Below are 10,862 nucleotides of genomic sequence, written 5' to 3'. Positions count from 1 at the left end.
CCGCGAACTGCGGGTGCAGCAGCGCCCGTACCAGCAGATCGCGGTTGGTCGCCGGGCCGTGCAGCCGGGCCCGGCGCAGCGCGTCCGCGAGCCGCCGCACGGCCTCCGGGCGGGTGGGCGCCCAGGCGATCACCTTGGCGAGCATCGGGTCGTAGCGCACCCCGATCTCCTCGCCACCGGTCACGCCGGCGTCCAGCCGCAGCCCCGCCTCGCGGCCGGGCGAGGCCGCGAACTCCACGTCCACACCGGGGACGTCGAGCCGGTGCAGCGGTCCTGCCTGCGGCTGCCAGTCCCGCGCGGGATCCTCCGCGTAGAGCCGGGCCTCCACCGCGTGGCCGCGCGGCTCGGGCGGCCGGGGCGGCAGGGCGGCGCCCTCGGCGATCCGGATCTGCCAGGCCACCAGGTCGAGCCCGGTGACGCACTCGGTCACCGGATGCTCCACCTGGAGCCGGGTGTTCATCTCCAGGAAGTACGGCCGCCCGTCCCGGGCGACCAGGAACTCCACGGTGCCCGCGCCCGTGTAGCCGATGGCGCGGGCCGCCTTCCCGGCCGCCTCGTGCAGCGCGCGCCGCACCGGCTCGGGCAGGCCGGGCGCCGGCGTCTCCTCGATCACCTTCTGGTGGCGGCGCTGCAGCGAGCAGTCCCGCTCGCCCAGCACCCACAGCGTGCCGTGCCGGTCGGCGAGCACCTGCACCTCGACATGCCGGGCGCCCTCGGCGTACGGCTCGACGAACACCTCGCCGTCCCCGAAGGCCGCCGCCGCCTCGGCCCGGGCCGCCGCCAACTCCGGCTCCAGCCGGTCCAGTTCCCGGACCACCCGCATCCCGCGCCCGCCGCCGCCGGCCGCGGCCTTCACCAGCACCGGCAGGTCGGCGGCGGTCACCGCCGCCGGGTCGAGCACGGCGAACAGCGGGACGCCGGCCGCCGCCATCAGTTCCTTCGCCCGGGTCTTGGACCCCATCGCGGCCACCGCGTCGGGCGGCGGCCCGATCCACACCAGGCCGGCCGCCGTCACCGCCCGGGCGAACTCCGCGCTCTCCGACAGGAATCCGTAGCCCGGGTGCACCGCGTCGGCGCCGGCCGCCCGGGCCGCGGCCACCAGCAGATCGCCCCGCAGATACGTGTCGGCGGGCGCGTCACCCGGCAGCCGCACGGCCGCGTCCGCCTCCCGGACATGGGCCGCGTCCGCGTCGGGGTCGGAGTGGACGGCCACCGTGGCGATGCCCAGCGCCCGGCAGGTGCTGAAGACCCGGCGGGCGATCTCACCCCGGTTGGCCACCAGTACGGCCCGGACCGCCGAGGCCGCCGGCGGCCGCCCGCCGGGACCGGTCCCCCCGTACGCCGCCGACCCGGAACCGGCCGCCGGGCCGGACCCGGACTCCACCGCATCGTTCGTCATCGCCGCACCTCACATCCGGAAGACGCCGAAGCCGCGCGCACCCTCGACCGGGGCGCCGTGCACGGCGGACAGACACAGGCCCAGCACCGTACGGGTGTCGCGCGGGTCGATCACCCCGTCGTCGTAGAGCCGCCCGGACAGGAACATCGGCAGCGACTCCGCTTCGATCTGCTGCTCCACCATCGCCCGCAGTGCCTCGTCGGCCGCCTCGTCGTAGGGCCGGCCCTTGGACAGCGCCGACTGGCGGGCCACGATCGACAGCACCCCGGCCAGTTGCGCCGGGCCCATCACCGCCGACTTGGCGCTCGGCCAGCAGAACAGGAAGCGCGGATCATAGGCGCGACCGCACATGCCGTAGTGCCCGGCACCGTAACTCGCCCCCATCAGAACGGAGATGTGCGGGACCCGCGAGTTGGCGACCGCGTTGATCATCATCGCGCCGTGCTTGATGATGCCGCCCTGCTCGTACTCCCGCCCCACCATGTAGCCGGTGGTGTTGTGCAGGAACAGCAGCGGGATGTCACGCTGGTTGGCCAGCTGGATGAACTGGGCGGCCTTCTGCGACTCCGCGCTGAACAACACGCCTCGGGCGTTGGCGAGGATCCCCACCGGGTAGCCGTGCACCTCGGCCCAGCCGGTCGCCAGGCTCGGCCCGTACAGCGGCTTGAACTCGTCGAACCGCGATCCGTCGGCGATCCGGACGATCACCTCGCGGGGGTCGAACGGGGTCCGCAGATCGCCCGGCACGATGCCCAGCAGATCCTCCGCGTCGAACAGCGGCGGGCGCGGGTCGGGGCGCGGATCGGGGCCGGCGGTGCGCCAGTTGAGGCGGGCGACGACCCGGCGGGCGGTCCGCAGCGCGTCCGGCTCGTCCAGGGCGAAGTAGTCGGCGAGGCCGGAGATCCGGGCGTGCATGTCGGCGCCGCCCAGCGACTCGTCGTCGCTCTCCTCGCCGGTGGCCATCTTGACCAGCGGCGGACCGCCGAGGAACACCTTGGAGCGCTCCTTGACCATGATCACGTGGTCCGACATGCCCGGCACATACGCCCCACCCGCGGTGGAATTGCCGAACACCACCGCGACGGTGGGGATTCCGGCCGCCGACAGCCGGGTCAGATCGCGGAAGAGGGCGCCGCCGGGGATGAAGATCTCCTTCTGGCTGGGCAGATCGGCGCCACCGGACTCCACCAGGCTCACCACCGGAAGCCGGTTGGCGAAGGCGATCTCATTGGCCCGCAGCGCCTTCTTCAGCGTCCACGGATTGCTCGCGCCGCCGCGCACGGTCGGGTCGTTCGCCGTCACCAGGCACTCGACGCCCTCGACCACCCCGATCCCGGTGACGATCGAGGCACCGGTGGTGAAGTCGCTGCCCCAGCCGGCCAGCGGCGACAACTCCAGGAACGGGGTGTCCGGGTCGAGCAGCAGCTCTATCCGCTCCCGGGCGAGCAGCTTGCCGCGTGCGCGGTGCCGCTCCTGGTAGCGGGGACCGCCGCCGGCCAGCGCCTCGGCGTGCGCGGCCTCGACCTCGGCCAGCCGCTCCAGCATCACCGCCCGCCGCTCGGCGAACTCCGCGCCGCGGATGTCCAGCGAACTCATCACGCCTCCCCGGACGACGTGGACGACGTGGACGACGTGGACGACGTGGACGATGCCGCCGACGGGCCCGACCCGTCCGGCCGTTCGCCCGGCGGGCGGCCCCGGCCCGGGGCCCGCTCCTTGCCCGGCGGCCCGGCGAAGGTCTGCGCCACCGACAGCCACGCCTGCGCCTCCGCCCCCTCGGCCCGCACCTCCACGTCGTCGCGGTGCCGGCGGCGCACGGCCAGCAGGCAGAAGCCGAGCGCGGGACCGGACACCCGCTGCGCCGCGTCCGGCGGTCCGAACGTCCACAACGAGCCGTCGGGGGCGGTGAGTTCGACCCGGAACTCCTGCGTGGGGGCGGGCCGGCCGTGCACGGAGAAGGCGTAGTCGCGGGCCCGGACCGCGATCCGCGCGACATGCCACAGCCGGGCGGTGGGCGCGCGGGACACCCCGAGGGCGTCGGCGATGTCCTCACCGTGCGCCCAGGTCTCCATCAGCCGCCCGGTCGCCATCGACGCGGTGCTCATCGGCGGCCCGAACCACGGGAATCGGACCCCCGCGGGCTGCTGGTCCAGCTCGGCGCCCAGCCGGGACCGGCCGGCCCGCCACCGGGCCAGCAGCGCGTCCGGCGCCAGCAGCGCGCCGGTTCGGGCCCCGTCGTCCACATGGGTGTCGAAGTGGGCGAGCGCCGCGCTGAGTTCGAGGGCGAAGCCGTCCGGGTCGCCGACCGCGAGCAGCGCCCGCTCGTCGGTCCAGGCCAGATGGGCGATCTGATGGGCGATGGTCCAGCCCTCGGCGGGGGTGGGCCGGGCCCAGTCGGCCGGGGCGAGCCCCGCGACCAACCGGTCGAGCGCCTCGCCCTCGGCGCGCAGATCGTCGAGCACGGTGCGTACGGACTGCGGATCGGCCATGGGCCACCCCTCGGACGGGTCCCGGCGCCGCGCGGCTCGCCCCGGGGGAGCAGCCCGCGCGCCGGAGAGCGCGGTGCGCACCGAGCGTGGCAGCGTGCCGGAAAACAATCAAGCGTGCTTGCATTTTTTTCCGCGCGCTGCCGGCGGATAGCATCGGAACCCTGATGAGTGCCACCCTCGTAGCCAAGAACCTCGCCGCCGGCCACGGCGACCGTGTGCTGTTCGCCGGTCTCGACCTGGTCGTCGCCCCCGGGGACGTGATCGGCCTGGTCGGTGCCAACGGTGCCGGGAAGTCCACCCTGCTGCGGATCCTGGCCGGCCTGGCCGCCCCGGAGGACGGCACGCTGCGGCTCAGCCCGGCGTCCGCCACCGTCGGCCACCTGCCCCAGGAGCCGGAGCGCCGGCCCGACGGGGAGACGGTGGCCGGGTTCCTGGCCCGCCGCACCGGGGTCGCCGCCGCGCAGGCCGCCCTCGACGCCGCCACCCAGGCCCTGGTCGACCAGGCGCCGGGCGCCGACGACGCCTACGCCGCCGGGCTGGAGCGCTGGCTGGCGCTGGGCGGCGCGGACCTGGAGGAGCGCGCCGAGGAGGCCGCCGCCGTCCTCGGCCTCGGGGTCGGCCTCGATCAGGAGATGTACGCCCTGTCCGGCGGCCAGGCCGCCCGCGCCGGACTCGCCTCCCTGCTGCTCAGCCGCTACGACGTCTTCCTGCTCGACGAGCCCACCAACGACCTGGACCTGGACGGCCTGGAACGGCTGGAGAAGTTCGTCACCGGACTGCGCGCCGGCACTGTCCTGGTCAGCCACGACCGCGAGTTCCTGACCCGTACCGTCAGCCGGGTCGTCGAACTCGACCTCGTCCAGCAGCAGGTCAACGTCTACGGCGGCGGCTACGCCTCCTATCTGGAGGAGCGCGAGACCGCCCGCCGGCACGCCCGCGAGGAGTACGACGAGTACGCCGACACCCGGGCGGGCCTGGAGGCCCGGGCCCGGATGCAGCGCGGCTGGATGGACAAGGGCCTGCGCAATGCCGTCCGCAAGGCCCCCGACAACGACAAGATCGCCCGCAAGGCCCGCACCGAGAGCAGCGAGAAGCAGGCCGCCAAGGCCCGGCAGACCGACCGGATGATCGAACGCCTCGATGTGGTGGACGAGCCGCGCAAGGAGTGGGAGCTGCGGATGGAGATCGCCGCCGCGCCCCGCTCCGGCGCGGTGGTGGCCACCCTGCGCGGCGCCCGGGTCCGCCGCGGCGACTTCGCCTTCGGGCCGGTGGACCTGCAGATCGACTGGGCCGACCGGGTCGCGATCACCGGCGCCAACGGCTCCGGCAAGTCGACCCTGCTCGCCGCGCTGCTCGGCCGGCTGCCGCTGGACGAGGGCCACGCCGCGCTCGGCCCCGGTGTGCTGGTCGGCGAGGTGGATCAGGCCAGGGCGCTGTTCCGCGGCGGCGAACCGCTGCTGGACGCCTTCCGGGCCCCGGTCCCCGAGCTGGATCCCGCCGAGATCCGCACGCTGCTGGCCAAGTTCGGACTCAAGGCCGCCCATGTGCTGCGGCCGGCCGCCACCTTGTCGCCCGGCGAGCGCACCCGGGCCGCGCTGGCCCTGCTGCAGGCGCGCGGCGTCAATCTGCTGGTGCTCGACGAGCCGACCAACCACCTCGACCTGCCGGCCATCGAGCAGTTGGAGGCGGCGCTGGCCACGTACCAGGGCACGCTGCTGCTGGTCACCCACGACCGGCGGATGCTGGACGCGGTCCAGGTCACCCGCCGGATCGAGGTCGCGGCCGGGCGGATCACCGAGCGCTGAGGCGGGCGGGGCCGGGGGCCGGCCGGGCTGGACCGGCCGGGTCGGATGCGGCCGGACCGGCTGCCGGCCGGTCCTGGGCGCGGCGGCGGCCCGCCCCGCACCCCGGAACCGATCCCGGGGCCGCCGCGTCAGACCCGCGACCCCGGTGTTCGGGGGAGGGCGCAGGAGGACTCGGATGCGTACACGTACCCCGGCCGGCCCCGCAGCCACCACTGCGGCCACCACTGCGGCCACTGTTGCCGCCGCCACCGCGCTCCTGCTGCTGGCCGGCTGCGGCGGCGTCCGGGTGCACCCTCCCTCGGTGCCCGTCGGCACCACCCCGGCCTGCGGTGACGCCGTGGTGACCCCCGGCGTCACCCACCGGGTCTGCCTGGGAGTGGGCAGCACACTGCGCCTGTCGCTCGCGGCGGGCGATCAGCCCGGCACCGAGCGCGGGGCCGCGCTGGCCGCGGTCGCGCCGGGTGTCTATCGGGGCACGCGGGTGGGCAGCGCCCAGCTGAGCGGCTTCCGGCACGCCTGCCCGCCTGCGACGCCCGGCGGCTTCTCCTGCCACGCCATCGTCGGGTGGACGGTCACCGTGCTGGTGGGCGGCCCGGTGACCTGACGGCGGAAGGGACCCGGACCGGCAGTGGGGGCCGGTCCGGGTCCGTTCGCCGGGAGGCTGCCCGGTCACCCGGGCAGCAGGCGGTTCAGCTCGCGTTGACCGCCGTGTCGTCGATGAGGAACGACGTCTGGAGGCTGGAGTCCTCGGTGCCGGTGAACTTCAGCGTGACGGTCTGGCCGATGTACGGGGCCAGGTTGACCGAGCGCTGGACGTAGCCGCTGCCCTTGTTGACGTTGGAGTAGCTGGCCAGGGTGGTGGAGCCGGCCGCGACGGTCAGCTTGTCGTAGGCCGTGGTGGTGGTCGTCTCGGAGGAGTCGATGTAGAGGTAGAAGCTGAACGTGGCCTGCGTGCAGGTGGCGGGGATGGTCACCGACTGGGAGAGCGTGTCGGTGTGGGTGGTGCCGTAGCCGTCCAGCCAGGCCTTGTACGAGCCCGAGTGCGCGGGGGCGCCGGTGCTGTTGTCGATCACGCCGGAACTCGCGGTCCAGGCGGTGGCGCCGCTCTCGAAGCCCGGGTTGACCAGCAGTTGGCCGGTGGTGCAGCCGCCACCGCCGCCGCCCGAGGTGCTGACGGTCCAGCTGAAGGACGCCGAGCCGCTGGCGCCGGTGGAGTCCGTGGCGGTCACCGTCACGTTGGAGGTGCCGGTGGTGCTCGGGGTACCGGAGATCAGGCCGGTGGAGGCGTTGATCGACAGGCCGGCCGGCAATCCGCTGGCGCTGTAGGTCAGGGTCTGCCCGGACGCCGAGTCGCTGGCGTGCACCTGGAGGCTGACGGCGGTGCCGACCACCGTCGACTGGTTGCCCGGGCCGGTGACGGTCACCGTGTTGCCACCGGTGGAGCCGCCGCTGGTGAAGGCCGCGGTGCCGTTCGGGGTGCCCAGACCGGTCGGACCGTCGTAGCCGGCCTTCGCGGTGCACAGGTAGCTGCTGCCGCACGAGCCGTTGGAGCCGGTGGTCACGTCGTTGAGGGAGCCGGTGTGGGAGTAGGCGTAGGAGGCGGGGACGGTACCGGCCGCGGGGGTGCCGGCCAGTGCGTAGACCGAGGCGATGATCGGCGACGAGGCGCTGGTGCCGCCGTAGACCTGCCAGCCGCTGGCCTGGTAGCTGTCGTAGACGGCCAGGCCGGTGGCCGGGTCGGCGACCGCGGAGACGTCGGCGATGGTCCGCTTGGCGCAGCCGGTGTCGGTCTGCCAGGTGGGCTTGGCGTCGTAGGCGGAGCAGCCCGAGCCGGTGCCCTCGGTGCTGGAGGTGCTCCAGACGGACTCCGACCAGCCGCGGGTGGTGCCGCTGGCGCGCTTCAGCGAGGTGCCGCCGACCGCGGTGACGTACTTGGAGGCCGCCGGGTACTCGGCGCCGTAGCCCTCGTCGCCGGAGCTGACGGTGATGGCCACGCCCGGGTGGTTGAAGTACTGGGAGTCGGCCGAGGTGTCACTGGAGTCCTCGTCGCCGCCGTAGCTGTTGGACACGTACTTCGCGCCGAGGCTGACCGCCTCGTTGACCGCGGTGCCCAGGTCGTCCATGTTGGCGGAGGATGCCTCGACCAGCAGGATGTGGCACTGCGGGCAGACCGCGCTGACCATGTCGAGGTCGAGCGAGATCTCACCGGCCCAGCCGGAGTCGGCGGTGGGCAGCGAGGTGGTCGAGCCGGTCTGGCTGACCTTCTTGAAGCAGCCGTTGGCCGTGGTGCAGGCCGGCAGGCCGTACTGCGCGCGGTACGTGGACAGGTCCGCCGCGGCGTTCGGGTCGTCCTGCGCGTCCACCAGGGCCACCGTGGCGCCGGCGCCGGCGCTGGACGGCAGCGCGTAGGCGCTCTGCAGGTCGGTGGGGCCGAAGCCGGACGGGGTCGCGTCCGGGGTGATGCCGAAGTGGTGCGCGACATCGGTGCGGGCCAGTGCCAGGCAGGACATGAAGCCCTGCTTGGGGGTGGCACACAGCCGCTGGGTCTGCACGCCGGAGGCCGCGGTGCCGGCCGTCGACGCGTGGGCGGCGGCGGGTGCCGAGGCGTGCGTGGCTGCCGGAGCGGCGGCGACCGAGGGGGCCGCGGCGGCCACCAGGCCGCCGGTGACCAGGGCGCCGGTCGCGACGAGCGCGATCGCGGCGCGGCGTAAGGCCGCAGTGATCCGGCCGGGACTCATCGACTGCAAGGAACTGCCCTCCATGGGGGGATCGGCTCCCGAGGGCGTCCGCGACCGCGTCAAATATGTCAAGGTCATGACAACCGATCGAGGCTGTGAGGACCCGTGACAACCGATCACGGTGGTGCGGCATCGCCTGGGACTTCGAGTGGCGCACGTGCACTGGTGATCTGGCTGTCAACGACAGGCAACGACTGCCAACTGCCGGCTACTGCCACCCCGTTGAGTGGTGACCGGACTGAAGGTAGTGAGCGCCGTCCCAAGGGACTACCGGGCAATGGCAAAGGATTCCCCTCGGCTTTTCGGATCTTCGGCCGGACATTCCACGGATCTTCGGCCCGATTTCCCCGAGATCTTCGGCCGGCCCGCCCTGCGGCGACCGGCCCGGACACCGCGCGGACCGGCCGCTCGCTTCCGCCCCGTCATCCGCGACGTATACCTTGATGGGCCATGGAGACCGAGGAAGATCCGGTCGGCGACCTCGTCGCCCTGGGGCTGGCCCGTTACGAGGCACGCGTCTACCTCGCTCTTGTCCGCCGCGAGTCGTATACGGCGGCAGAGGTGGCGCGCGAGGCCGACGTCCCCCGGCAGCGGGTCTACGACGTGCTCGACGCACTGGTCCGCCGGCGGCTCGCCACCGCTCACCCCGGCCGGGTCGCGACCTTCTCGGCGGTCGCGCCGGAACTGGCGGTGGCCCGGCTGATGGCCCTGCAGCGCGAGGAGCTGGAACGCCTGGACCGGGTGTCGTCCACCCTCACCGCCGCCCTGGTCCCGGTCTGGACCGACGGCCGCACCCACACCGTCCCGCTGGACTACGTCGAGATCCTGCGCGACCCCAAGTCCATCGCCGAGGCCTTTACCGACATCCAGGCCCAGGCGAGCAGCGAACTGCTCAGCTTCTGCAAACCGCCCTTCGTCGCCGGCGCGCTGAACGCCCCCGGCATCAAGGCGGTCCGGCGGCTGCGCCGGTCCGGCGGCTCGGTCCGGGCGATCTACACCCACGAGGCACTGGACGACCGCGAAGTGCTGGAGAACGTGCGCAGATTCGGCGCGGCCGGCGAGGAGAGCCGGTTCGCCACCCGGCTGCCGCTGAAGCTGGTGGTGGCCGACGCGTCGCTGGTGCTGTGCGACATGCCGGACCCGGTCGCCGGCACCGGTGCCACCACCGCGCTCTACATCGAGCATCCGGCGCTCGCCGCGTGCCTGCGGCTGGCCTTCCTCACCGTCTGGGACAGCGCGGAGACCGTCCCGGTGGCCCGCCCCTGACCGCCGCCGCCGGAGGTCCGGCGGCCGGGCCGGGGACCGGCCGGAAACACCGCGGACACCTCGCGCCTCAGTAATTCCGGTCACTCTCACCCGTCCGGTGGATCGGCGGTGCGCCTCGACCCGGGCCCCGTCAGAGCTGCGTCCGGGCGCGCGCGGACGGCGGCGGGCGCCCGCTCGCGGCCCGGACCGAACCCCCCGAACCGCCCGGAGCGGACGAACCGGGCGTTAGAGTGACCGCGTGGTGGTCTTCCTGCTCGGAGTCGGTGCCGCCTGCTGCCTCGGCTGGGGATTCGTGCTGCAGCAGCGCGCGGCGGCCCGTGCCCCGGTGTCGGACTTCCTGTCCTTCCGGCTGCTGCTCGACCTGGTCCGGATGCCCGACTGGCTGCTCGGCCTGTGCCTGATGATCCTCGGCCAGGTGCTGGGCGCCGTCGCGCTCGCCTACGGCGAGGTCACCCTCGTCGAGCCGTTGACCGCCACCAATCTGCTGTTCGCGATGGCGCTGTCCCGCTGGCTCACCCGGCAGCCACTGCGCTGGAGCGGCTGGGGCGGCGTCGGCCTGCTGGCGCTCGGCGTGACCGCCTTCATCGTCGCCGGGCGGCCGCACAGCGGCCCCAACGACGCCGGCGCCCTGCGGCACTGGCTGGTCTTCGGGACCGTCGCGGGGCTCGCGGTGCTGCTCACCGTCCAGGGCCGAAGACTCCGGGCCCCCGGGAAGGCGGCCCTGCTGGCGCTGGCCGCGGGGCTGATCTACGGCCTCCAGGACGCGCTGACCCGGGTCTGCGGCGAGATCGTCCAGGACGAGGGCACCACCAACCTCTTCACCCACTGGCAGCCGTACGCCATCGCCGTCATCGGCCTGACCGGCATCTTGCTGGTGCAGAGCGCCTTCGAGATGGCACCGCTGCGGATGTCGCTGCCCTCGCTCACCGCCGCCCAGCCGCTGGCCGGCATCGCGTGCGGCATCGGCTTCCTCGGCGACCGCATCACGCTCAGCAGCGGCGCGCTGGCCTGGCAGGCGATCGGCCTGGCCGCCATCGTGGCCGGCGTCGTCCTGCTGGGCCGGCACCCGGCGATGCCGGCCGGGGTGACGGTGACGGAGCCGGTGGGGGCGTCGAGACCCGAGTGAGGGGCGCATCCCGGCAGCGGTCCGGAGCGCGGCCCGGTA

Annotated in this window: 8 protein-coding genes; 4 read left to right on the top strand and 4 right to left on the bottom strand. The window is 74.0% G+C overall.

The features are described 5' to 3' along the window. The 3 genes from GA0115240_RS21405 to GA0115240_RS21395 form a co-directional block, all read right to left on the bottom strand. The coding region (locus GA0115240_RS21405) for an acetyl-CoA carboxylase biotin carboxylase subunit (protein WP_093738625.1) at nucleotides 1-1,399 on the bottom strand (1,399 nt) is incomplete at its 3' end. A 9-nt stretch (nucleotides 1,400-1,408) separates the two neighbouring features. After that, a complete protein-coding gene (locus GA0115240_RS21400) occupies nucleotides 1,409-2,995 on the bottom strand; it encodes an acyl-CoA carboxylase subunit beta (protein ID WP_093738623.1) in 1,587 nt (528 codons plus the stop codon). Continuing rightward, entirely contained in the window at nucleotides 2,995-3,888 is an 894-nt protein-coding gene (locus GA0115240_RS21395) for a TIGR03084 family metal-binding protein (protein WP_093738621.1), read from the bottom strand. Before GA0115240_RS21395 ends, GA0115240_RS21400 begins: the two co-directional genes overlap by 1 nt. 164 nt (nucleotides 3,889-4,052) lie before the next feature. Here GA0115240_RS21395 and GA0115240_RS21390 point away from each other — a divergent pair, with 164 nt between their 5' ends. Then, nucleotides 4,053-5,693: an ABC-F family ATP-binding cassette domain-containing protein gene (locus GA0115240_RS21390; RefSeq protein ID WP_093738619.1), complete on the top strand. Its 1,641-nt coding sequence runs from the start codon at nucleotides 4,053-4,055 to the stop codon at nucleotides 5,691-5,693. Between the two features lie 175 nt (nucleotides 5,694-5,868). Further along, complete coding sequence (locus GA0115240_RS21385) at nucleotides 5,869-6,297, top strand: hypothetical protein (RefSeq protein ID WP_093738617.1); 429 nt, start codon at nucleotides 5,869-5,871, stop codon at nucleotides 6,295-6,297. An 85-nt stretch (nucleotides 6,298-6,382) separates the two neighbouring features. On the opposite strand, the gene GA0115240_RS21380 is transcribed toward GA0115240_RS21385, so the two are convergent. Then, complete coding sequence (locus GA0115240_RS21380; RefSeq protein WP_237555079.1) at nucleotides 6,383-8,455, bottom strand: putative Ig domain-containing protein; 2,073 nt, start codon at nucleotides 8,453-8,455, stop codon at nucleotides 6,383-6,385. A gap of 426 nt (nucleotides 8,456-8,881) precedes the next feature. Between GA0115240_RS21380 and GA0115240_RS21375 the strand changes: the two genes are divergently transcribed. Together GA0115240_RS21375 and GA0115240_RS21370 are read left to right on the top strand one after the other, a co-directional pair. Further along, nucleotides 8,882-9,697: a TrmB family transcriptional regulator gene (locus tag GA0115240_RS21375; protein ID WP_093738615.1), complete on the top strand. Its 816-nt coding sequence runs from the start codon at nucleotides 8,882-8,884 to the stop codon at nucleotides 9,695-9,697. A 238-nt stretch (nucleotides 9,698-9,935) separates the two neighbouring features. Next, nucleotides 9,936-10,823 (top strand): DMT family transporter, encoded by an 888-nt coding sequence (locus GA0115240_RS21370; RefSeq protein ID WP_093738613.1) that lies wholly within the window; start codon nucleotides 9,936-9,938, stop codon nucleotides 10,821-10,823. Nucleotides 10,824-10,862 lie beyond the last annotated feature (39 nt).

Source organism: Streptomyces sp. DvalAA-14 (genome assembly GCF_900091855.1).
GTDB lineage: Bacteria > Actinomycetota > Actinomycetes > Streptomycetales > Streptomycetaceae > Actinacidiphila.
This window is presented reverse-complemented; position numbering and strand designations above follow the sequence as displayed.

Bases quoted from the DNA above. Each gene is read 5' to 3' on its own strand.
- GA0115240_RS21400 (WP_093738623.1), bottom strand. From the start codon at position 2,995: ATGAGTTCGCTGGACATCCGCGGCGCGGAGTTCGCCGAGCGGCGGGCG.
- GA0115240_RS21395 (WP_093738621.1), bottom strand. From the start codon at position 3,888: ATGGCCGATCCGCAGTCCGTACGCACCGTGCTCGACGATCTGCGCGCC.
- GA0115240_RS21390 (WP_093738619.1), top strand. From the start codon at position 4,053: ATGAGTGCCACCCTCGTAGCCAAGAACCTCGCCGCCGGCCACGGCGAC.
- GA0115240_RS21385 (WP_093738617.1), top strand. From the start codon at position 5,869: ATGCGTACACGTACCCCGGCCGGCCCCGCAGCCACCACTGCGGCCACC.
- GA0115240_RS21380 (WP_237555079.1), bottom strand. From the start codon at position 8,455: ATGGAGGGCAGTTCCTTGCAGTCGATGAGTCCCGGCCGGATCACTGCG.
- GA0115240_RS21375 (WP_093738615.1), top strand. From the start codon at position 8,882: ATGGAGACCGAGGAAGATCCGGTCGGCGACCTCGTCGCCCTGGGGCTG.